The organism is Thermoanaerobacter sp. RKWS2 (genome assembly GCF_026240795.1).
Classification (GTDB): Bacteria; Bacillota; Thermoanaerobacteria; order Thermoanaerobacterales; family Thermoanaerobacteraceae; genus Thermoanaerobacter; species Thermoanaerobacter ethanolicus.
The window spans coordinates 1,730,941-1,752,625 of sequence record NZ_CP110888.1 but is presented as its reverse complement, the minus strand read 5'-3'; the positions used below and the strand labels follow the sequence as shown (position 1 = coordinate 1,752,625).

Sequence of the window (21,685 nt, the reverse complement as noted above, 5' to 3'; positions counted from 1 at the left end):
AGTACAAGCAGGGGATGGTTTAATGGTTAAAAGGGCTTTTAAGAAGCGGTTTTTAATATTTATGTTTGTGATGCTAGTATTTATAGTTTTGCTTTACCTTTTTATGTTTCAATCAAATTATTTTGAGATTAAAACTATAAAAGTTGTAGGCAATCAAATTTTATCTTATAATGATATTAAAGAGTTGGCTATGATAGATTATGGAATGAATATTTTTAAAGTTACTCCTAAAAAAATAGAAAGTAATTTACTTGCTAACCCCTATATAAAAGAAAGCAAAGTAAAAATTCAATATCCTGATACTGTAGAAATATTTATAAAAGAAAGACAAATAGTTGCACAAGTCAAATATCAAAAAGACTATTTAATGATAGATAAAGAAGGAGTGGTAATAAAAAAGGACGATTATAACCCTGAACTTCCTGTTATAGAAGGAATAAAAGTTGAGAAATATCAAATTGGCAAAAAGTTGAATGATATTTTTGAAAAAAGTTATTTGGGAACGCTTTTAGAACTCATAGAAGGTACTGATTTTTGTTCTGTTATAAAATATATGAATGAAAGACAAATTATATTAGTTACAAAAAATGGCATAGATATATCTTTTGACAATCCTTCTGATATTAATTATTCTTTCAAATTTGCCGAATTAATATTAAAAGATTTGGTTGAAAAAGGGTATCATAAAGGTACAATTCAAATTATTGGAGACAGCAATCCAGTATTTATGCCATAGAGGATGGGGGTACTTATGAAAAAAAGTGTATATATTTCCGTAGCTTTAGTTTCAATAGTATTAGGAATAATGCTTTCTACTCAATTTAAAATAGTAAAAAAAAGCGGCGTAGTTACTGTGCAGAGAGCAGAAGAATTGGCAGCTCAATTAAAGGAACTGCAGTCAGAAAAAGATGCTCTTCTAAAACAGATTAATGATTTAGAAGCAAAAATAAATGCTTACGAAGATTCTGCGTCCAAGAATAGCGTAATTACTCAAACTTTGAAAAATGATGTAGAAAAATATAAAGAATTAGCAGGACTGACTGACCTTCAAGGTCCAGGAGTAATTGTAACTATAAATGATAGCAAACAAGCCGTTCCCCCAGGACAAGACCCTAATTTATTTCTGGTCCACGATGAGGACTTATTGCGAGTTGTAAATGAGCTAAGAGCGGCAGGAGCGGAGGCCATATCTTTAAATGACCAAAGATTAATTGCTACTTCAGAAATTAGGTGCGTTGGTCCTACAGTAAATGTAAATTCTGTGCGTTTTTCTGCGCCGTATGTCATAAAGGCTATTGGAGACCCTGATACATTAGAGGCTGCTCTTAAGCTAAAGGGTGGAGTAGTAGATACTTTAGCTACTTGGGGAATAGAGGTAAATATCAAAAAATCGGACAATATATTGATTAAAAAATATGACGGAGTGATAAAGTTTAGATATGCAAAACCTTTAGTTGAAGGAGAGAACAAGTAATGGCTTATATTATAATAGTTAGTTTATTAATAGGAATAGTGATAGGTTTTATTTTGCCAATTAATATCCCCAGCACTTATGTTTCTTATTTATCTGTTGCTATTCTTGCAGCGTTGGATTCAGTTTTTGGTGGTATTAGAGCTAGTCTTGAAGAGAAGTTTGATAATCTTATTTTTATAACTGGCTTTTTTGGCAATGCGATATTGGCAGGAGGCCTTGCTTATATTGGAGATGTGTTAGGAGTTCCTATTTATCTTGCGGCAATTTTTGTATTTGGAAGCAGGCTATTTGTCAATTTTGCATATATAAGGAGATATCTGATAGACAAGATGCGAAAAAGATAGCAGTCTCCTGAAGGAGGATTTGATAATGGGTGATTTAATAGTTGGTTTAGACATTGGCACATCTAAAGTATGTACAATTATTGGAGAAGGGGATAAAAATGGAGAACTGCATATTGTTGGGATTGGCTATTATCCGTGTTATGGGGTTAAAAAAGGGGTTATTGTAGATATAGATGAAACTGCCTATTCTATAAAAAAGTCTGTGGAGCAAGCGGAAAGAATGGCCAACCAAAAAATATCCTCTGTGTATTTGAAAATATATGGAGGGTTGACGACTATATATAAAAACAATGGAGTAGTAGCAGTATCGAGAGAAGATAGAGAAATAACAAAACAAGATGTGGATAGAGTTTTACAAGCTGCTAAAATCATTGCTATTCCTTCTGATAAAGAAATTATCGATGTTATACCATTAGAATATATTGTGGATGGGTATGGGGAAATAAAAGACCCTGTTGGAATGGCGGGTATAAGGTTAGAGGTAAATGCCGCTATAGTAACAGGTAGTGTTACCGCTATTCAAAATATGGAAAAGTGCGTTAAAAAAGCAGGGTTAGAGGTAGAGGGAATAATTGTAGGCCCTTTAGCTACGGGCGAAGCAGTACTTTTAAAAGATGAAAAAGAGTTGGGGGTTGCATTAATTGATGTGGGTGCAGGAGTGACTGATATTTCTGTTTTTAAGTATGGCAGCCTTATTTATTCATCTATGATAGCAGTCGGTGGATGGCATATCACAAACGATTTATCTATAGGGTTAAAGATTTCTTTTGAAGAAGCCGAAAATATAAAGAAGAAATATGGAACTTTAGAAAAATTATCCCCTGAAAAGCTGGAACCAATTAAAATTGCTAGTTTAGCAGGTAAAAGCAAATCAGCTACAGATGTAAATGAAATATCTGATATAATAGAAGCGAGGGTTTCTGAACTTTTAATGCTTGTGTATGAGAGATTGGAAGAAGCAAAAGTTCTGGAAGACATTGTTACAAATGTAGTCATAACAGGTGGAGGCATTTCCTTTTTAAAGGGAAATATAGAGTTGGCACAAAAAATTTTTAATAGAAACATTCGCATTGGTTCTCCGCAAAATATCGGAGTAGCAACTCCTATTTACTCGGCAGGGGTAGGAGTGGTAAAATATGTATATAACAATAAGAGGTTTATGCATAATGTCCAACCGACTGATAAAAAAGAGAAAAAGAGTTCTAAATTAGTTGATAAACTCAAAGAAATATTTAGCGATTTTTGGGCGTAAAGAGGAGGGTTTTTTGTGATAGGTATAGAAACTGATATGGAACAATTTGCTGCTATTAAAGTAATAGGAGTTGGTGGTGGAGGCGGAAATGCTGTAAATCGAATGATTGATGCTGGCCTTCGCGGTGTTGAGTTTATTGCAATTAATACAGACAAGCAGGCTCTTTATTTATCGAAAGCTGAAATAAAAATACAAATTGGTGAAAAATTAACAAAAGGGTTAGGAGCAGGAGCAAACCCTGAAATTGGGAAAAAAGCTGCTGAAGAATCTAGAGAAGAAATAGAACGAGTTATAAAAGGTGCTGATATGATATTTATCACTTCTGGCATGGGAGGAGGCACAGGAACAGGAGCTGCTCCTGTTGTGGCGGAAATAGCAAAAGAATTAGGAATTTTGACTGTAGGAGTAGTTACCAAGCCTTTTACCTTTGAAGGGAGAAAAAGGATGGCCCATGCAGAAATGGGCATTGAAGAACTTAAAAAACATGTAGATGCTCTTATTACTATTCCTAATGATAGATTATTGCAAGTTGTTGAAAAAAAGACTTCAATGATTGATGCTTTTAAATTAGCAGATGATGTTTTAAGACAGGGTGTTCAAGGTATATCCGACCTTATCGCAGTCCCTGGACTTGTAAATGTGGATTTTGCTGATGTTAAAACTATTATGACAAATACAGGACTTGCACATATGGGAATAGGTATAGCTTCTGGGGAGAATAAAGCGACTGAGGCAGCGAAACAAGCAATCCATAGTCCATTATTAGAGACTTCAATTGAAGGCTCAAGAGGAATATTACTTAATATTGCAGGAGGTCCAAATTTAACCATATTTGAAGTTAATGAAGCGGCTAATTTTATCTATGAAGCTGCAGACCCTGATGCAAATATTATATTTGGTGCAGTAATAGACGAGGCATTAGAGGACCAAATAAGGATTACTGTTATAGCTACAGGATTTGAAAGAAATGAAAAATCTAAGGATACAGCAAAGAAAAAAGACACTAGGGAGCCTGAAGTAAAATTAGAAAATGTTATAGAGAGTGATGATTTAGATATACCTACTTTTTTAAGAAGAGGGAGACGATAAATCTGCAAAGGTTTCTTTGCAGATCAGTTTGTTGACAAAGTTAAAAAATATTCAAAGGAGATATTTTGCATCGTCGCTCCGATGTTCCAAAGCGACAAAACTAAAGCTCGACCTTCGGGCTCCGGCAGGGTACCGGGCACAATCGGCATCCATGCCTTAAGGTGCCCGCCTTCGCCATCCATGGCTTCGGCCCTGCCTCCACCCTCGGTCTTGCTAAGTTTTGTTACCGCTTTGTAACAAGTCGCTCCTTATGCAAAATATCTCCTTTACGAAAGTTTGTCTACAGTCTGATCTGCAAAGGTTTCTTTGCAGATTTTTTTATGCAAAAATTCTACAAAAACAACCTTATTTTTATTCCAAAATATTACAATAAATTTGAGATTTTTATTTTATAATATGAATAAAATAAGCAAATGGGAATATACATTGTATAAGGATTAAAAGAGTCCCCGGGGATGGTATGAATGTATTTAGACGTAATTTTTTTCGAAAATTTAATTATTAACTATCTTATTTTATCCCTTACACGAAAATTTTCTAAAAAGGGCAGCAAACCTATTAAGCTTTTTTTAGGTGCATTATTGGGAGCGTGTTATGTCCTAATATTTTTTTTGTTACCTTATAAGATGATTCACGAAGTTTTCGCAAAAATTATTTTATCTCTCTTAATAATATATATGGCATTTACTCCAAAAACATTAAAAGAATTTTTGAGAATTTTAGCAGTTTTTTATCTAATTTCTTTTGCGATAGGTGGGACAATTTTTGCAGTTTTGTATACGGCAAAATTTAATTTACACAGTTTATGGATTGGAATATTGATAGCTATTTTACTTTTCTATACTAATTGGGATTATATAGTGAGAAAATCAAAAGAGGAAAAAATGTTATACAGCATAAAAATAGAAATTTTTCAAAAACAAATAGAGATAAAAGGATTGTTAGATACTGGAAATAGATTATACGACCCTTTAACTAAATCGCCTGTTGTGGTAGTAGAGTTTTTGGCTATGAAAAATATACTTCCTGATAATATGGAAATTTTATTAAATGAAGAGAAGATAGATTTTAACAAAATTTTTGAAGTTTTGAAAGAGGAAAGATGGTTATCAAGGATAAGGTTAATACCCTTTATATCAGTAGGACAGTCTAAAGGAATAATGTTAGGATTTAAGCCAGATAAATTAGTGGTAGGTGAAAAAGAGATAAGGAATGTAATAGTAGGAGTATACAAAAGCCAAATAGATAAATATGGTAATTATGCGGCGTTGTTAGCACCAGAAATTTTAGTATAATGGGGGTGTTGGAAGTGCAACTAAAAACAAAAGTAAAAATAGAAATGCTATTGTTGTGGAAAAAAATCCTTGATTTTTTAGATTTATCTGAAGGCATATTTTATATTGGAGGAAGTGAAGCATTACCTCCACCTCTTTCTGTAGAAGAAGAAATATATTTAATTTCAAAAATGGAAAAAGGAGATAATGAAGCAAAAACGGTACTTATTGAAAGAAATTTAAGATTGGTAGTATATATAGCAAAAAAATTTGAAAACACAGGAGTAGGAATCGAAGATTTAATATCTATTGGCACGATTGGACTTATAAAAGCTATTAATACTTTCAATCCTAAGAAAAAAATAAAATTAGCTACTTATGCTTCTCGATGCATTGAGAATGAGATATTAATGTATTTAAGAAGGAATAGCAAAACTAAATTAGAGGTTTCTTTTGATGAACCTTTAAATGTAGATTGGGATGGAAATGAACTTTTGCTTTCAGATATTTTAGGCACTGATAATGAAACAGTTTATAAATATATCGAAGATGAAGTAGAAAAGGAATTATTGACTTCTGCATTAAAGAAATTACCAGATAGAGAAAAAAGATAATAGGACTTAGATTTGGATTAGAGGGTGGAGTAGAAAAGACTCAAAAAGAAGTGGCAGATATGTTGGGAATTTCACAGTCCTATATTTCTCGCTTAGAAAAAAGATTTTAAAAAGATTAAAAAAAGAAATGAATAGACTAGTTTAAGCGTTTCTGTATATTTTTTTATCCTGCCGGCAATACTGTTAATAAGCTAAACATGTGGGGGCAGGATTTATGAATAACAAAGTTGAAATTTGCGGTGTCAATACCTCTAAGTTACCTGTTTTAAAACCTTCCAAGCAAAAAGAGCTACTGCAGCGGATGAAAAATGGAGACAAAAAAGCAAGAGAAGAATTTATAAATGGCAATTTGCGATTGGTACTAAGTGTTATTCAAAGATTTAATAATCGCGGGGAATACGTAGATGATTTGTTTCAAGTAGGATGTATAGGGCTTATAAAAGCTATTGACAATTTTGACTTAAATCAAAATGTAAAATTTTCCACTTATGCTGTTCCAATGATAATTGGAGAAATAAGAAGATACTTAAGAGATAACACTCCTATAAGGGTGAGCCGCTCTTTAAGAGATATAGCCTATAAAGCATTACAGGTAAGAGACAAATTAGTATCGGAAAATTCCAAAGAGCCGACAGTAGGCGAAATAGCTAAAGAGCTGGACCTTCCAAGAGAGGAAGTGGTAATGGCTCTTGATGCTATTCAAGAACCGGTTTCTTTGTTTGAACCTATATATCATGATGGTGGAGATGCAATTTATGTGATGGATCAAGTAAGCGATGACAAGAATATGGATGAAGTGTGGCTAGAGAAAATTGCATTAAAAGAAGCAATACAAAAACTAAGCGAAAGGGAAAAAATGATATTGACGATGAGATTTTTGAAGGGAAAACCCAGATGGAGGTAGCAAAAGAGATAGGAATATCTCAAGCACAAGTTTCAAGATTAGAAAAAGCAGCTTTAAATCACATCAGGAAATACATCTAGCTTATCAGGAATGATAAGCTAGATTTTTTCATATAATTTTATGAAAAAGACAAAAGGGGGAAATGAGGATGATTAAAGCTTCAGAATTGAGAGATAAAGAAGTTATAGATATAAATACAGGAGAAAAATTAGGGAATATAATTGACATTGAAGTAAACCTTGAGGAAGGAAAAGTGGAAGGAATTGTTATACCGAAAGAAACAAGTCTTTTTAGGTTTTTTAATAAAGATATGGAAATATATTTGCCGTGGGAAGCTATAAAAAAGATTGGAACGGATGTAATATTAGTAGATTTCAAAGATAGAGAATCTTAAGTTTGACTAATAAAAATAAGTTTATTATAATTTTATTAAACAATTAAGAATTGTTGGAGGTAATAAGATGAAATGCCCTTATTGTGGGTATCCAGATTCAAAAGTTATTGACTCTCGACCTACAGATGATAACACTTCTATAAGGAGAAGAAGGGAATGTTTAAAATGTGGGAAGAGATTTACTACTTATGAAAAAGTAGAACAGTTGCCTATACTTGTAATAAAAAAAGACAATCGCCGAGAAGTCTATGACAGAGATAAAATATTAAAAGGCATGATAAAAGCTTGCGAAAAAAGGCCCGTGCCTATAAAGGTCTTAGAAGAAATTACAGATGAAATTGACAAAAGAATAATAAATTCAATGGAGAGGGAAATAACCTCCGCCGAAATCGGAGAAATGGTAATGGAAAAACTTAAAAATGTAGATGAAGTAGCTTATGTCAGATTTGCTTCTGTTTATAGGCAGTTTAAAGACATAAATACTTTTATGGATGAACTTAAGAAACTTCTTAAAGAGAATGAGACAAAAAAAGAAAAGACATAATTTTATTTTTTGTTTCAAATGTGTACAAGCCATATTATCTGGAGGTGTCAAAATGGCCTATACGGTTTTGGTTATAGAAGATGAAATTCATATATTGGAACTTTTAAGATACAACTTGGAAGCAGCAGGATACAAAGTTATTACTTCGGAAAATGGAAAAGAAGGCTTGGATAAAGCACTTGAAGGAAAACCCGATTTGGTTATATTAGATTTGATGTTGCCAGATGTGGATGGACTGGAAATATGTAAAATTTTAAAAAAGAATGATGAAACGAAAAATATACCGATAATAATGTTAACAGCAAAAAGCGAAGAATTTGATAAAGTATTGGGATTGGAGTTGGGAGCCGATGATTATATAACAAAGCCTTTCAGCGTAAGAGAATTGTTAGCTCGAATTAAAGCCGTTCTTCGGCGAACCCAGCAACCAGAAGAAGAAAAAGAAGAAATAATAAAATTTGGTGATATAGTTATAGATACTGGAAAGCATTTGGTTTATAAAAAAGGGAAAGTCTTAGAATTGACTTTAAAAGAGTTTGAGCTTTTAAAACTTTTGTCTCAAAATATGGGCAAAGTATTAACTAGAGACTATCTTTTAGACAAAGTATGGGGATATGAATATGCTGGAGAAACTCGAACTGTTGATGTCCATATCAGGCATTTAAGAAAAAAGATAGAAGACGATGATAAATCTCCTGTGTATATTGAAACTGTAAGAGGAATTGGATATAAGCTAAAAGATAAAGGTGAAGTGTGATGCTAAAGAAATCCTATTATAAATTGTTTTTTATAAACCTACTTGGAATTTTAATAGTTGCCATATTTTTTAGGTTATGTTCCAACGACCAAATTTATTTTTGCTATTTTATTAGGAATTTTAGTAACAGGTTTTTTAAGTTATAGATTTATACAAAATATAGTAGAACCAATAAAAGAAATAACTGAAATTACAAAGGATATTGCAAATGGTATATACAGTCATGAACTTGAAAGCAATTCTATTGATGAAATAAAAGAACTTTCTCTTGCAGTAAATTCTATGTCTTATAAATTAAAAGAAACGATAGAGGAATTAAATGACAGAAATGCAAAATTAGAAGCCATTTTAAAAAGTATAGTAAATGGGGTTATCGCTTTTGATGATAATGAGAAAATATTACTTATAAATGATGCTGCGAGGAAAATTCTAAATATAAAAGAGAAAGATTTAATTGGAAGACATATCTTAGAAGTTGTAAGAAATAGTAAATTACATGACCTTTTTGAAGATGTTAAGAAAAATAAAAATTCCCCTTCCAGAAGTTTAGAACTAAATGTTTTCAACAAGCACCTCAAAGTGTATACCAGTCCAATTCTTCATCCAATTTCCCATCAAAATTTGGGTTTTGTGTTAATAATAGATGATATTACAGAAATGAGAAGATTGGAAAAAATAAGAAGCGAATTTGTTGCAAATGTGTCCCATGAGCTAAGAACTCCTTTGACTTCTATTAGAGGCTTTATTGAAACTTTAAGAAATGGTGCTATTGAGAATCCTGAAGCAAGGGATAAATTTTTAGATATAATTGATTTTGAGTCTGAAAGACTTACAAGACTTATAAACGATATACTCACTCTTTCTGAAATAGAAAATGTTAAAGAAGGTTATCCGACAGAAGAAATAGAATTAGATAATGAGATAGAGGATATATTATATATAATGGACAAGGTCGCGAGAAATAAAAATATAACGTTAAAAAAGGATTTAAATTGTACTGATTTGGTGATAAATACTAATAAAGATAGATTTCATCAGATGATGATCAATTTAATAGATAACGGTATAAAATACACTCAAGAGGGAGGATTTGTAAAAGTATCTACCAGAGAAGAGGGGGATAAAATAATTATTGAAGTAGAAGACAACGGCATTGGTATTTCAAAAGAAAATATTCCTCGGCTTTTTGAAAGATTTTATCGAGTTGACAAAAGTCGCTCAAGAAAATTAGGTGGTACAGGATTGGGACTTGCTATAGTTAAACATATCGTGGAATCTATGAAAGGGGAAATTTTTGTAGAAAGTGAAGTGGGGAGAGGTACAAAATTTATTATAAAATTCAACAAAGCTGATTTAACAAAGACTTAACAATATCTTAATATTGACTTTACAATAGACTGTTACAATGTAGTTGTACAAAAAATTTAAGGAATTTTGGAGGTGCTTTAATGTTAAATAGTCGATTTGCGAAAGTTGCTATTGTAGTACTGTTAATTGCAAGTCTTTTTACTTTTGCTGCGTGTGGCTCAAAACAACCTCAAAGTGCAGATTCTGGTAACCTGTCAGGTAATATAACAGTTGCTGGTTCTACAGCGTTACAGCCATTGGCTGAACAAGCAGCTAAAATGTTTATGGAAAAATATCCTAATGTAGCGATAACAGTGCAAGGCGGTGGTAGTGGTACAGGATTGACACAAGTAGTTCAAGGGGCAATTGATATTGGAAATTCTGATATTTTTGCTGAAGAAAAATTAGATGCCAACACAGCCAAATCTTTAGTAGATCATAAAGTTGCGATTGTAGGTTTTGCTGTAGTTGTTAATAAAGATGTTACAGTTGATAATTTAACTCAACAACAATTAATAGACATTTTTACAGGGAAAATAACAAATTGGAAAGATGTTGGCGGGTCAGATATGAAAATAGTTATTATTAATAGACCTGCAAGTTCAGGGACTCGGGCTACATTCAAAAAAGTGGTATTAAAGGGACAAGAAGAAGCTCAAGGTTTTGCTTTGACAGAGGATTCATCAGGTGCAGTTAAAAAAGCAGTTGCTGACACAAAAGGAGCTATAAGTTATCTTGCTTTATCCTACGTGGATGATACTGTTAAAGCTCTAAAATATGAGGGAGTAGAACCAACGGCCCAAAACATAATAGATGGCAAGTATCCTATTTGGTCATACGAGCATATGTATACAAAAGGAGAACCAACAGGAGCAGCCAAAGCTTTCTTAGATTTCATGATGTCAGATGAAGTGCAGAAAGGACCTCTTACTAAGTTAGGATTTATCCCTGTTACTGAAATGAAAACAAAATAAAGTAAAAAAGGGGAGCTGGTTTATTTTCCAGCTCCTTTTTAAGGCGAGAAATAATGGAAATTTGTAAAAAAACGAATAAATTTAACATAGATTTAACATAAATTTAACATAGATTTAATGAATGTTTTTTTTTAAGTTGTTATCATGAAATGAGTGTGATTATTGTCATTAGATTTTCTCAAACGGGGGATGTGTATGGCAGTTGATAAAAAATATGAAAGCAAGCGAAAAGTGGCTGACATATTTGGAAGAGTTATCGTTTTCATCTCTGCTTTATTGTTAATAATTATTACTGTTTCACTATTTTTATTTGTGACATCTAAAGGCCTTTCTACTTTCATAAAAGATGGCATCTCGATAAAAGAGTTTTTGTTTTCTACCACTTGGAATCCGGATAGAGAGGTACCTGCTGTCGGGTCTTTGCAATTTATAATAGGTTCTATTCTTGTTTCTGCTTTTGCAATTATGATAAGTGCACCTCTGGGAGTTTCCTCTGCAATTTTTATGGTAGAGATTGAAAAAAATTAGGACAAAAAATATTGCAACCAGCTATTGAGATTTTTGTTGGTATTCCCTCTGTCGTATACGGATGGGTTGGTCTTACTGTATTAGTTCCTTTTATAAGTAAACATTTTGGAGGATTGGGCTTTAGTTTATTGGCAGGTATATTAGTCCTTACCATTATGACGCTTCCAACAATTACTAGTGTTAGTACTGATGCTATAAGGTCATTACCTGTGGAAATAAGAGAAGCCAGTTATGCTCTTGGGGCGACAAGATGGCAGACAATACGACATGTTGTCATTCCTGCTGCGAAATCTGGAATTTTAACAGCAATTATTTTGGGTTTGGCAAGGGCTTTTGGAGAAGCTTTGGCAGTTCAAATGGTTATAGGTAATCGTCCAGTTATTCCCAAATCTTTTTTAGAGCCTATGAGCACTATAACCTCTATTATTACAATGGACATGGCAAATACAGTAATGGGTTCTGTGTGGAATGATGCACTTTGGTCTTTAGCATTACTGCTTCTCATAATATCTTTTACTTTTATCATTATTATCAAATTAGTTGGCAGGAGGGGAATGTATAAATGAAATCCAAGCTGTATGACAAAATAGCGACTATATATTTCTATGCTGTTGCTGTGTTTTTAATCTTGTTTTTGGTTTCATTAATAAGTTATATATTATATCAAGGGAGAACTAAACTCAATATAGATTTTTTAACTTCCCCTCCAAAATTTATGGAAGCAGGAGGAGGCATAGGGCCACAGCTTTTTAATTCGTTAGAATTATTAATAATAACTTTGATAATTTCTGTTCCTATAGGCTTAGGTGCAGGAATCTATATGGCAGAGTATGCAAAGCCAGGTCTATTAACAGAACTTATAAGATTGTCAGTAGAAACTTTATCTTCAATGCCTTCTATTGTAGTAGGTCTTTTTGGACTTTTAGTGTTTGTAACTATGACTGGATGGGGTTATTCCCTCATTGCAGGAGCTCTTGCTCTTACGGTGTTAAATCTTCCTGTAATGACAAGAGTAAGTGAAGATTCAATTAGAAGTGTGCCTAATAGTTTGCGAGAGGCAAGTTACGCTTTAGGTTCCACAAAATGGCAAACAATTGTAAAAGTTGTAGTGCCTGCTGCAATGCCTGGAATTATAACCGGGATAATTTTAACTGCTGGAAGAATTTTTGGAGAAGCTGCTGCTTTATTGTATACTGCAGGTATGAGCAGCCCTGCCTTGAATTTTTCAAACTTAAATCCTTCAAGTCCTACCTCGCCTTTAAATATCTTTAGACCTGCAGAGACTTTAGCTGTTTATATTTGGAAGGTAAATAGTGAGGGGTTAGCACCTGATGCAAGACAGATTGCAGACGGTGCAGCAGCAGTTTTATTGCTAATGGTATTGATTTTCAACATCCTTGCTAGATGGTTAGGAAGTACATTATATAAAAGAATGACAGGCGAAAAATAAAATGGTATAATATAGCTAATAGGAAGGGGAATGACTGACAAATGAAAAAAATAGAGGTCAGAGAGTTGGACTTATTTTATGGTGAGGTCCAGGCCCTTAAAAAAATAAATTTGGATGTAGAAGCAAATAGCGTTTTGGCACTTATAGGTCCGTCTGGTTGTGGGAAATCTACCTTTATTCGTACTTTAAACAGGATGAACGATCTTATAGAAGGGGTCAAAATAAATGGAACAGTTTTGCTAGATGGACAAGACTTATACAAAGAGGTAGATGTTATTGAACTTAGAAAAAAAGTAGGAATGGTTTTCCAAAAACCAAATCCTTTTCCTATGACTGTTTACGACAATGTAGCATATGGACCTAGAATCCATGGTATAAAAGACAAAAAAAGTTAAATGAAATTGTTGAAAAAAGTTTAAAAGCTGCAGCTTTATGGGATGAAGTAAAAGATAGGCTTCATAAGTCGGCTCTTAGTTTATCTGGAGGTCAACAACAAAGGCTTTGCATTGCTAGGACATTGGCAGTAGAGCCAGAAGTAATTTTGATGGATGAGCCTACATCTGCGTTAGACCCTATTTCTACTATGAAAATAGAGGAATTAATTGAGGAACTTAAAAATAAATATACAATAATAATAGTAACTCACAATATGCAACAGGCAGGAAGAGTGTCTGATTATACTGCGTTTTTCCTAAATGGTGAATTAATTGAAAGTGGACCAACAGATCAAGTATTTTATAATCCTAAAGATAAAAGAACAGAAGATTACATTACTGGTAGATTCGGTTAAAGGAGGTGACACAGTGAATCGCACCCATTTTGAAAAAGAATTAGAGGAACTCCATTATGACGTATTGAAAATGGGTAGCCTTGTAGAAGAGGCCATAGCAAATGCCATTGCTTCTTTAGTAAACCATGATACAGAATTAGCTCAGAAAGTTATAGATGACGATGACAGGATAGACAAAATAGAAGTAGAAATTGATAATAAGTGTGCAAAAATCATGGTCACACAGCAGCCGATTGCAAGGGATTTGAGAATAGTTTTGACGGGCCTTAAAATTGTTACAGATTTAGAAAGAATGGCAGATCATGCAGTAGATATAGCAAAGACTACGTTGCGGATTGCTCATCAAAAGTATATAAAACCTTTAATCGATATTCCTAGAATGGCAGAAATTGTAAGAGAAATGGTCAAAATGTCTTTGGATTCCTACGTACGACAAGATTTAGAGCTGGCAAGAGCTATTGGCGAAAAAGACGATATAGTAGATGCTCTTTACAAACAGATTTTTAGAGAACTTTTGACATATATGATGGAAGACCCTAGAAACATTGACCAGGCAACTCAATTTTTGTTTGTTGCTCGTTATCTTGAAAGAATTGCTGACCATGCAACTAATATATGTGAATGGGTAATCTACCTAGATACCGGTGAACATATAGATTTAAATTGAAATGCAAAAAGCGCTCACTCGAAGAAGAGAGCGCTTTTTGCATATTTTTTACATTGTGTAAAACATATTTTTAAGAAAAAAGTTAAGGAGTGATTTTGATGCCATTAAGTTATATTTTGCTTTCTATTACAGGATTGGTCGTTTTGTTCGGATTTGCCCATAGAGTATTAGATAGGATGAAAATGACAGATACTTGGGCTTTTTTAGTGATAATTGGGATGATTATAGGGACTTTGATACCTAATATTCCTATAACCAAAACTGTGTCTATAAACATAGGTGGAGCTGCTATTCCTATAGCAGTATGTGTGTATCTTTTTTTGAGAGCAGAAAGTACCAGAGAAAGAGTAAATGCAGTTGTAGTATCAATTGTTACAGGAATAGCTGTTTTTATTGCAGGGCGAATACTTCCTGCAGAACCTGAAGCCATGATTATTGAGCCTAAGTATATTTATGGTATTGTTGGAGGTTTAATCGCGTATCTTTTTTCACGTTCGAGAAGAAGTGCTTTTATTGCAGGAGTGATGGGAATAATGCTGGCAAATGTGATGCAGGCAGTTTCAAACTACTTGACAGGGACAAGAGGAGCAGTACCCATAGGAGGAGCTGGATTTTTCGATTCGGTAGTTATATCTATGATAATTGCCGTGTTTTTGTCTGAAATAATTGGGGAAACAAGAGAAAAAATACAAGGAGGTACTTCTAAAAAGCATCTTGAACCCAGGGAGGGTATGGCTAGCAGCCTGATAGATACTAACAAAAAAGAAGAGGGTGATAAAAATGAACAAAAAGAAGATGAATAAAGTTACAATATTAATCTTATTGATTATTGTGTTTTTATCTTTTGCTTTTAGCAGTTATGCAGAGAAGCAGGCTGAATTACAACCTGATTATTACACAGTGTATGATGCAAAGACAAATAAAGTGCTTTTCAGGACTGCAATGGAGGTTTATAAAGGGGATAGATATTTATCAGGGGATAATAAATTGTATGAAGTGTTCAAAGTGGATAAAAATGAAAATATAGCTTATGCAAAGTATTTGCGAACAGAAAAACTTCCAGATGTTAACATAGAAGAAATTTCACAAGCAATGGCAGTAGCAGAAAATACTGGTGAAAAGAGAGTGGCGATATATTCTACCCACAGTGATGAATCATATCTTCCTTCAGATGGCGCTGCAAGTATCAATGGACATGGCGGGATATATAAAGTAGATGCCGCCTTACAAAAAGCTTTAGAGGCAAAAGGAGTCACAGTCAAAGTGGACAGGACTTTGTATTTACCGCATGATGCTATGGCATACAGCCGGTCAAGAACTGGAGCAGTCAAACTTTTAAAGGATTTTAAACCGGACTTACTTTTGGATGTCCATAGAGATGCAGTCCCTTTCAAAGAATATATACGAAAAATTGCAGGGAAGAATGCTACAGGCGTAAGAATTGTCTTAGGACGGAGCAACCCTAATTTAAAAGCAAATCAGCAATTAGCCTATAGGATAAAAGCTATTGCGGATAAGACATATCCAAACATGATCAAGGATGTATTTTTTGGACAAGGAGATTTCAATCAAGATTTAACTCCAAACTCTTTGTTGTTAGAATTTGGCACTTATTCTCACACAAGAGAAAGAGCAGAAGTTTCAGCTTCTTTAATAGCAGACATATTGACAAAAGCTTTATATGGTTCCGATGAACAAAAACAAGTAGGTACAGTTACAAAAACTCAAAAGCCGTTGCCAGGACAAAATAAAGCTGCAGGTACCGGAATATGGGTTTTGATTGGAGTTGTTGCAGTATCAGCAGTAGCTTTCATGTTTTTGAGTACTGGTGGGCGAGAGATGTATCACAAGTTTTCTAAAGCTACGCGCAAAGAATTTGCAAGTTATTTGGGTAAGTTTAGGAGAAAAAAGGAGATGAGCCATGAGCATAAATCATGAATTGTATATCAATATTGTGGTTTGTGGAATTGCTTTGGGGACACTTGCCCGCTTTATATATTTAAGAGTGGACTATAGGCAGTATCCTACTTATCCTCAAGGTTATATGACTCATTTAACCTTAGGGGTAATTTCAGCGGCTTTAGGAGCTTTTTCTGTGCCTGCATTAATTGAAAAACAGTACACTGCTGTCACCTTTTTAGCTTTGGCAGCACAACAATTTAAAGAAGTAAGAGAAATAGAGAGAGCCAGTTTAGAAAAAATGGAAGCAACAGAATTAGTTCCAAGAGGAGCAGCTTATATAGAAAATATAGCTAAAATTTTTGAAGCAAGAAACTATATTGCTATGGCAGTAGCTACTCTTACTTCTTTGGCAGTTTATCTTTCTAAAAGTGTTATAATAGGGACAATTGTGGGAGGACTAGCAATTTATTTGTCTCGTTATGTAATGAAAATTGCTTATATTAGAGATATTGCCGAAGTTCTTCCTTCAAAGATTGTTTTTAAAGGACCTTTATTGTGCGTTGAGGATGTGGTTTTAGCAGATATAGGTCTAAAAGAAGGAAGAGAAATAATAGAGAAATTTGGAATGGCTGTTATAATACGTCCGAAAGGATTGGATAGTTTAATTTCCATAAACAATTTGGGAATAAGACAGGCTATTCTCCATGAAGCTGCTAATCAATTGGGATTAAAAATGAATATTGATACTCCCGAATTAGCTCCTCTTACTATGAACAACAATGAAAATGGAGATATTATTGTAGTTATGGTAGCGATGAAGCCTGATATTGATGCTTTTGTGGAAATTATAAAGAATGTGCCAGCAATTGAAACTGTAAGAAAGTATCCTTCAAAGTCAAGGGGCGCGAGAAAAGCTGTTAATTGAGGTGATAGAATGGAAGTACATGTAACAGGATATATAATAGCAATAGTAGCTTTAAGAAAAGCAAAAGATAATGTCTTAAGTGGTACTGCACCCATCATTTATGTAGAAAATGAAGAAGAGCAGCAAAAGATTTCTATGTATTTGAGCAGAATTTTTAAGGCAGCCGTTCACGATCTTGAAAATGGAGTATTTATTTTAGTTAAACAATATTAGGTGGTATCTATGAAAGTAGTGTATTATAGCTATTATGGGTGCTATTCTTCTCCTATATGTGCATATCTTCATTTAAATGATAAATCCAAAATTGAAAAAGAGGAATTTTTTAAAATCCCTTTTTTGTTTCAAGTTGATTATGGACAAATGAGATTTATTGGGAAAGATAATAATCAAAATGAAGTGTTCATAATAGGAATGAAAAATTTTAGTGAAAATATCAAGAAAACTTTGTGTGATTTGATGGAAGTTTTTAAAATAAAAGAAGATATAATTTTTATAGATACTTCCCACTATGATGTAATTTTTTTTAAAGTGCTGATGAATCTAAGAGGTAAGAAAATACTAACACAAACTATAGACAATTTTTTGTATAATTACTATTTGATGAGACACAAGAATATAAAAAGATTTGTAGAGAGATATAAAAAAATACTATGAGGTGGTAGGTTTGTGATTATTGTATATATGTGTTATGGAAGTGCTCACTCTTCTGTTGTAGCTGCTTCTATACACATAGGACTTTTACCTATTGACAGAGTGCCTACTTATGAAGAAATTGTTTCTCTTCCTCATTATGATAAAACTTCCAACGATGAAATTGGCACTCTTTTTTATATGGGTAAGGATGAATTTGGAAACTATGTGTACATTGTCGGTGCGAGAAATGGGCGAGAAATAGTGACAAAAGCTATTTACAGTTTTTTGTCTTTATATGGAATTTCTGAAAAAGATATATTAGTCGTAGATGCACTTCCTACCATAGGACTTACTACAAAGATTGGAGGTATTACGTCAAGGCGCTTAGGAATTATCTTTTTAGGTAGGCCTATAACGGTATATGGCATATTGAAAAAATACAACAATTTCGTAAAATTAGTAACAGATATTAAAACAAAGTTGCAAATAAGGTCTTGACGTATTGATAGGATTAATTCATAATTGAAAAGAGAGGAGTTAATTTAGGAGGAAAAATATGCATAAAATAAATATAAAAGATGTAATAAAAGGAAGTATAGCATGGGATTTAGATATACAAAAAGGAGACAAACTCATTACATTAAACGGAAAAGAAATAATTGATATAATAGATTATCGATATGAAGTGTCAAATGAGTTTATACAATTAGAAATTGAAAAGGCTACAGGAGAAAGATATATTTTTGAAGTGGAAAAAGACTATGATGAGGATTTAGGGTTAGTCTTTGAAGAAGAAATAATTGACAGGCCAAAACATTGTAGAAATAAGTGTATTTTTTGCTTTATTGACCAGTTACCTAAAGGAGTCCGCAAATCTCTTTTATTTAAGGATGACGATTATAGGTTTTCCTTTTTACAAGGTAATTTTATTACTATGACTAATATGAGTGAAGAGGAAATTGCCAGGGTAATAAAATATAAGCTCTCTCCCTTATATGTTTCAATTCATGCCACTGATGATGATGTAAGAGTAAAAATGATAAATAACCCGAATGCAAAAGGTATAATGGATAAATTAAAAAACTTGTTGAGAACGGAATTGAGGTACATGGTCAAATCGTATTATGTCCAGAAATAAATGATGGTAAAATTCTTGACAGAACTATCAAGGATTTGTCAAGTCTATATCCTGGTGTAAAATCAATAGCAGTTGTTCCAGTAGGACTTACAGACCACAGAGAGAAACTTTATAAACTTAGAACTTTTACTAAAGAGGAAGCTAAAAATGTAGTCGAACAAGTATCTTCATGGCAAAAGAAATTAAAGAAAGAATTAGGTTCTTCTTTTGTTTTTTTGTCAGATGAGTTTTATGTGATGGCAGGTGTTACTATACCTTCTTATTATCATTACGAGGGATTTCCTCAAATAGAAAATGGCGTAGGACTTATGGCATTGTTTAAACATCAATTTCAAAGGAGTCTAAAAAGATTAAAAGTGAAGAAAGGGAAAAATATAAACACCACCCCTTACATTATTGTTACAGGAATAGCTGCCTATAATTTCATGGAAGAAGTAGCGAAAGAATTAAGAAAAACAGGGTTTAATGTAAAAGTGGAGAAGATACACAATGAGTTTTTTGGTCACAATATCACAGTAGCTGGACTTGTGGTGGGGAAAGATATAATAAACCAATTAAAAGGTAAAATAAATGAGGAAGTTTTAGTTATTCCCGATGTCATGTTAAAGGAAAGTTCAAATGTTTTTCTTGATGATACTACTGTTGAAGAAATAGAAAGAGAACTGGGGACAAAAGTTATAGTTTCTGAAGTCGATGGGAGAAAATTTTTACAAAGGATACAGAGTGGAAGGTGATAGATATGGCAGGAGCAATGGTAAGTATTGTAGGTAGACCAAACGTGGGTAAATCTACTCTTTTTAATAAAATTATGGGAAAAAGAATTTCTATTGTGGAAGACAAACCAGGAGTTACAAGGGATAGAATATACGGCAATGTAGAATGGCTGGACAAAAAATTTATATTAGTAGACACAGGAGGATTAGACCCAAATGCTGAAGATATCCTCTTTTCAAAAGTCCGTTTACAAGTGGAAGCAGCAATTGATGCTTCCGACGTAATATTATTTTTAGTTGATGCAAAAGAAGGTTTAATGCCAGAAGATGAAGAAATAGCAAACATTTTAAGAAGAGCAAAAAAAGAAGTTATTTTGGTTTGCAACAAGGTGGACAGTTTTAAAGAAATGCCTCCTACTTATTATGACTTTTTTAGCCTTGGTTTAGGCAATCCCATTCCAATTTCAGCGTCAAATGGGTTGGGCATCGGAGAACTTTTAGACGAAGTAGTAAAAAAATTGCCACAGGAAGAGTTAGAATACACTGAAGAGACAATTAAAATTGCTGTTATTGGCAAACCTAATGTGGGGAAATCCTCACTAGTTAACAAAATATTAGGGGAAGAAAGGGTAATAGTCAGTAACATACCTGGCACTACACGGGATGCAATAGATACTCCTTTTTCAAAAGATGGGAAGAACTATGTTCTTATTGATACAGCAGGGATACGTAGAAAAAGTAGAATTAGCGAATCTATAGAAAGGTACAGCGTACTAAGAGCTTTAGCTGCAATTGAAAGGTCTGATATATGCCTTTTGATGATAGATGCTACAGAAGGTCCAACAGAACAGGACACTAAAATAGCAGGATATGCGTTTGAAAATGGAAAAGGAATCATCATAGTTGTTAATAAATGGGATGCAATAAAAAAAGATAATAATACTGTTAATGAGTATACTAAGATGGTAAGAGAAAAACTATCTTTTATATCTTTTGCTCCTATACTATTTATTTCAGCAAAAACAGGGCAAAGAGTACACAGAGTTTTAGAGACTGTAGATAAAGTATGGGAGGAATATAATAAAAGAATTACTACTGGTCTTTTAAATAATGTGCTAAATGAAGCTATGCTTATGTTTCCGCCACCTGCTGATAAGGGCAAACCATTAAAAGTATATTATACTTCACAAGTAGGAATTAAGCCGCCTTCTTTTGTAGTATTTGTCAATGAACCTGAGCTGATGCATTTTTCCTATTTAAGATTTATTGAGAATACATTAAGACAAAATTTTGGCTTTGAAGGAGTACCTGTTGTGATTTCTACGAGAAAAAGAGGGGAAAATTAAAAGGGAAAGGGGGGAAAATATGTACGCTGTTTTGACGGCCATCATTGCTTATTTGATTGGTTGCATAAACAATGCATATATTTTAACAAAATATACGCGAAAAATAGACATTCGCAATTATGGGAGTGGAAATGCGGGGGCTACTAATGTTTTAAGAGTATTAGGGTATAAAGCTGCGGCTCCTGTTTTTGCATTGGATGTGTTAAAAGGAGTTATAGCCGTATTAATCGGTAAGTATTTAATGGGTAATACTGGTGCTATGATTGCAGGAATAGCAGTGGTATGCGGTCATAACTGGCCTGTGTTTTTAAAATTTAGAGGTGGAAAAGGAATTGCTACAAGCGTTGGAGTTGTAATGACTGTAAGTCCTCTTTTAGGGCTCATAGCCTTAGCAATTGGGGTTACAGTAATTGTTTTGACAAAATACGTATCTTTAGGGTCCATAACAGGGTCGGTTACTTTTGTGCTTTTAAATGCAATCTTTTGGAATTCAACACAAATATTCATATTTTCGCTTATTCTGGCATCTTTAGCAATTTTCCAACACCGTTCTAATATAAAACGTTTGCTGGCGGGAACAGAATCTAAACTTGGACAAAAGACGGAAATAAAATGAGAAAGGAAAG

Annotated in this window: 22 protein-coding genes and 6 pseudogenes; 27 read left to right on the top strand and 1 reads right to left on the bottom strand. The window is 33.4% G+C overall.

Features of this window, described 5'->3' with window-relative positions:
- The first annotated feature begins 22 nt into the window (after positions 1–22).
- Genes OEI98_RS09295 through ftsZ form a run of 5 tightly spaced genes read left to right on the top strand, consistent with a single transcriptional unit; the run spans position 23 to position 4,159 of the window.
- Positions 23–736 carry a cell division protein FtsQ/DivIB gene (locus tag OEI98_RS09295; RefSeq protein ID WP_004402386.1) on the top strand — a complete coding sequence of 238 codons (714 nt, stop codon included), beginning with the start codon at positions 23–25 and terminating at the stop codon, positions 734–736.
- Positions 737–751: 15 nt separating this feature from the next.
- The gene (locus OEI98_RS09290; RefSeq protein WP_004402385.1) at positions 752–1,474 is read left to right on the top strand and encodes a DUF881 domain-containing protein; all 723 of its coding nucleotides are present in this window, start codon (positions 752–754) and stop codon (positions 1,472–1,474) included.
- The gene (locus tag OEI98_RS09285) at positions 1,474–1,818 is read left to right on the top strand and encodes a small basic family protein (protein WP_003871210.1); all 345 of its coding nucleotides are present in this window, start codon (positions 1,474–1,476) and stop codon (positions 1,816–1,818) included. Before OEI98_RS09290 ends, OEI98_RS09285 begins: the two co-directional genes overlap by 1 nt.
- Before the next feature lie 25 nt (positions 1,819–1,843).
- On the top strand, positions 1,844–3,070 hold the full coding sequence (gene ftsA, locus OEI98_RS09280) for a cell division protein FtsA (RefSeq protein ID WP_004402384.1): 1,227 nt from the start codon (positions 1,844–1,846) through the stop codon (positions 3,068–3,070).
- 15 nt (positions 3,071–3,085) lie between these two features.
- A complete protein-coding gene (gene ftsZ, locus OEI98_RS09275) occupies positions 3,086–4,159 on the top strand; it encodes a cell division protein FtsZ (RefSeq protein WP_004402383.1) in 1,074 nt (357 codons plus the stop codon).
- 23 nt (positions 4,160–4,182) lie between these two features.
- Here ftsZ and OEI98_RS09270 read toward each other — a convergent pair whose 3' ends face one another.
- Complete coding sequence (locus tag OEI98_RS09270; RefSeq protein WP_003869009.1) at positions 4,183–4,341, bottom strand: hypothetical protein; 159 nt, start codon at positions 4,339–4,341, stop codon at positions 4,183–4,185.
- A gap of 282 nt (positions 4,342–4,623) precedes the next feature.
- Here OEI98_RS09270 and spoIIGA point away from each other — a divergent pair, with 282 nt between their 5' ends.
- The 22 genes and pseudogenes from spoIIGA to plsY all read left to right on the top strand — a co-directional run bounded on the left by spoIIGA (position 4,624) and on the right by plsY (position 21,675).
- Positions 4,624–5,454: a sigma-E processing peptidase SpoIIGA gene (spoIIGA, locus tag OEI98_RS09265; protein WP_004402382.1), complete on the top strand. Its 831-nt coding sequence runs from the start codon at positions 4,624–4,626 to the stop codon at positions 5,452–5,454.
- Positions 5,455–5,468: 14 nt separating this feature from the next.
- Positions 5,469–6,192 (top strand): annotated as a pseudogene (gene sigE / locus OEI98_RS09260) (RNA polymerase sporulation sigma factor SigE).
- 69 nt (positions 6,193–6,261) lie between these two features.
- Positions 6,262–7,031, top strand: a pseudogene (gene sigG, locus OEI98_RS09255) (RNA polymerase sporulation sigma factor SigG).
- A gap of 68 nt (positions 7,032–7,099) precedes the next feature.
- Positions 7,100–7,345, top strand: a complete 246-nt coding sequence (locus OEI98_RS09250) for a YlmC/YmxH family sporulation protein (protein ID WP_074665649.1) — start codon at positions 7,100–7,102, stop codon at positions 7,343–7,345.
- A gap of 67 nt (positions 7,346–7,412) precedes the next feature.
- Positions 7,413–7,889: a transcriptional regulator NrdR gene (gene nrdR, locus OEI98_RS09245; RefSeq protein ID WP_004402378.1), complete on the top strand. Its 477-nt coding sequence runs from the start codon at positions 7,413–7,415 to the stop codon at positions 7,887–7,889.
- Positions 7,890–7,941: 52 nt separating this feature from the next.
- Positions 7,942–8,646 carry a response regulator transcription factor gene (locus OEI98_RS09240; RefSeq protein ID WP_004402377.1) on the top strand — a complete coding sequence of 235 codons (705 nt, stop codon included), beginning with the start codon at positions 7,942–7,944 and terminating at the stop codon, positions 8,644–8,646.
- Positions 8,646–10,014, top strand: a pseudogene (gene pnpS / locus OEI98_RS09235) (two-component system histidine kinase PnpS). Before OEI98_RS09240 ends, pnpS begins: the two are co-directional and overlap by 1 nt.
- An 80-nt stretch (positions 10,015–10,094) precedes the next feature.
- A complete protein-coding gene (locus tag OEI98_RS09230; protein WP_074592641.1) occupies positions 10,095–10,967 on the top strand; it encodes a phosphate ABC transporter substrate-binding protein in 873 nt (290 codons plus the stop codon).
- A gap of 195 nt (positions 10,968–11,162) precedes the next feature.
- Positions 11,163–12,061 (top strand): annotated as a pseudogene (pstC, locus tag OEI98_RS09225) (phosphate ABC transporter permease subunit PstC).
- Positions 12,058–12,945, top strand: a complete 888-nt coding sequence (pstA, locus tag OEI98_RS09220) for a phosphate ABC transporter permease PstA (RefSeq protein WP_006570260.1) — start codon at positions 12,058–12,060, stop codon at positions 12,943–12,945. The pseudogene pstC and the gene pstA overlap by 4 nt, the downstream one beginning before the upstream one ends.
- 41 nt (positions 12,946–12,986) lie before the next feature.
- Positions 12,987–13,735: pseudogene (gene pstB / locus OEI98_RS09215) on the top strand (phosphate ABC transporter ATP-binding protein PstB).
- 13 nt (positions 13,736–13,748) lie between these two features.
- Positions 13,749–14,402: a phosphate signaling complex protein PhoU gene (phoU, locus tag OEI98_RS09210; protein ID WP_003871114.1), complete on the top strand. Its 654-nt coding sequence runs from the start codon at positions 13,749–13,751 to the stop codon at positions 14,400–14,402.
- A 98-nt stretch (positions 14,403–14,500) separates the two neighbouring features.
- Positions 14,501–15,205, top strand: a complete 705-nt coding sequence (locus OEI98_RS09205; protein ID WP_004401352.1) for a DUF1614 domain-containing protein — start codon at positions 14,501–14,503, stop codon at positions 15,203–15,205.
- On the top strand, positions 15,183–16,340 hold the full coding sequence (gene spoIIP, locus OEI98_RS09200) for a stage II sporulation protein P (RefSeq protein ID WP_266037364.1): 1,158 nt from the start codon (positions 15,183–15,185) through the stop codon (positions 16,338–16,340). Before OEI98_RS09205 ends, spoIIP begins: the two co-directional genes overlap by 23 nt.
- Positions 16,324–17,229, top strand: a complete 906-nt coding sequence (locus OEI98_RS09195) for a YIEGIA family protein (protein ID WP_004401355.1) — start codon at positions 16,324–16,326, stop codon at positions 17,227–17,229. The genes spoIIP and OEI98_RS09195 overlap by 17 nt, the downstream gene beginning before the upstream one ends.
- A gap of 9 nt (positions 17,230–17,238) precedes the next feature.
- Positions 17,239–17,442, top strand: coding sequence for a capping complex subunit for YIEGIA (locus OEI98_RS09190; protein WP_003871110.1), 204 nt, complete (start codon positions 17,239–17,241; stop codon positions 17,440–17,442).
- A 9-nt stretch (positions 17,443–17,451) separates the two neighbouring features.
- Complete coding sequence (locus OEI98_RS09185) at positions 17,452–17,883, top strand: DUF3189 family protein (protein ID WP_003871109.1); 432 nt, start codon at positions 17,452–17,454, stop codon at positions 17,881–17,883.
- A 12-nt stretch (positions 17,884–17,895) separates the two neighbouring features.
- Entirely contained in the window at positions 17,896–18,360 is a 465-nt protein-coding gene (locus OEI98_RS09180) for a DUF3189 family protein (RefSeq protein ID WP_003867953.1), read from the top strand.
- 58 nt (positions 18,361–18,418) lie between these two features.
- Positions 18,419–19,008, top strand: a pseudogene (locus OEI98_RS15335) (PDZ domain-containing protein); the annotation flags it as partial.
- 27 nt (positions 19,009–19,035) lie between these two features.
- Positions 19,036–19,734 (top strand): DUF512 domain-containing protein, encoded by a 699-nt coding sequence (locus OEI98_RS15330; RefSeq protein WP_266037352.1) that lies wholly within the window; start codon positions 19,036–19,038, stop codon positions 19,732–19,734.
- Positions 19,735–19,739: 5 nt separating this feature from the next.
- On the top strand, positions 19,740–21,059 hold the full coding sequence (gene der / locus OEI98_RS09165; protein ID WP_003867955.1) for a ribosome biogenesis GTPase Der: 1,320 nt from the start codon (positions 19,740–19,742) through the stop codon (positions 21,057–21,059).
- A gap of 19 nt (positions 21,060–21,078) precedes the next feature.
- Positions 21,079–21,675, top strand: a complete 597-nt coding sequence (gene plsY, locus OEI98_RS09160; RefSeq protein WP_003867956.1) for a glycerol-3-phosphate 1-O-acyltransferase PlsY — start codon at positions 21,079–21,081, stop codon at positions 21,673–21,675.
- Positions 21,676–21,685 lie beyond the last annotated feature (10 nt).

Coding starts and splice junctions, on each gene's coding strand:
- nrdR (WP_004402378.1), top strand. CDS start 7,413: ATGAAATGCCCTTATTGTGGGTATCCAGATTCAAAAGTTATTGACTCT.
- OEI98_RS09290 (WP_004402385.1), top strand. CDS start 752: ATGAAAAAAAGTGTATATATTTCCGTAGCTTTAGTTTCAATAGTATTA.
- der (WP_003867955.1), top strand. CDS start 19,740: ATGGCAGGAGCAATGGTAAGTATTGTAGGTAGACCAAACGTGGGTAAA.
- OEI98_RS09250 (WP_074665649.1), top strand. CDS start 7,100: ATGATTAAAGCTTCAGAATTGAGAGATAAAGAAGTTATAGATATAAAT.
- OEI98_RS09230 (WP_074592641.1), top strand. CDS start 10,095: ATGTTAAATAGTCGATTTGCGAAAGTTGCTATTGTAGTACTGTTAATT.
- spoIIP (WP_266037364.1), top strand. CDS start 15,183: ATGAACAAAAAGAAGATGAATAAAGTTACAATATTAATCTTATTGATT.
- OEI98_RS09195 (WP_004401355.1), top strand. CDS start 16,324: ATGAGCATAAATCATGAATTGTATATCAATATTGTGGTTTGTGGAATT.
- pstA (WP_006570260.1), top strand. CDS start 12,058: ATGAAATCCAAGCTGTATGACAAAATAGCGACTATATATTTCTATGCT.
- spoIIGA (WP_004402382.1), top strand. CDS start 4,624: ATGTATTTAGACGTAATTTTTTTCGAAAATTTAATTATTAACTATCTT.
- OEI98_RS09185 (WP_003871109.1), top strand. CDS start 17,452: ATGAAAGTAGTGTATTATAGCTATTATGGGTGCTATTCTTCTCCTATA.
- ftsA (WP_004402384.1), top strand. CDS start 1,844: ATGGGTGATTTAATAGTTGGTTTAGACATTGGCACATCTAAAGTATGT.
- OEI98_RS09295 (WP_004402386.1), top strand. CDS start 23: ATGGTTAAAAGGGCTTTTAAGAAGCGGTTTTTAATATTTATGTTTGTG.
- OEI98_RS09205 (WP_004401352.1), top strand. CDS start 14,501: ATGCCATTAAGTTATATTTTGCTTTCTATTACAGGATTGGTCGTTTTG.
- OEI98_RS09190 (WP_003871110.1), top strand. CDS start 17,239: ATGGAAGTACATGTAACAGGATATATAATAGCAATAGTAGCTTTAAGA.
- OEI98_RS09270 (WP_003869009.1), bottom strand. CDS start 4,341: ATGGATGGCGAAGGCGGGCACCTTAAGGCATGGATGCCGATTGTGCCC.
- OEI98_RS09285 (WP_003871210.1), top strand. CDS start 1,474: ATGGCTTATATTATAATAGTTAGTTTATTAATAGGAATAGTGATAGGT.
- OEI98_RS09240 (WP_004402377.1), top strand. CDS start 7,942: ATGGCCTATACGGTTTTGGTTATAGAAGATGAAATTCATATATTGGAA.
- plsY (WP_003867956.1), top strand. CDS start 21,079: ATGTACGCTGTTTTGACGGCCATCATTGCTTATTTGATTGGTTGCATA.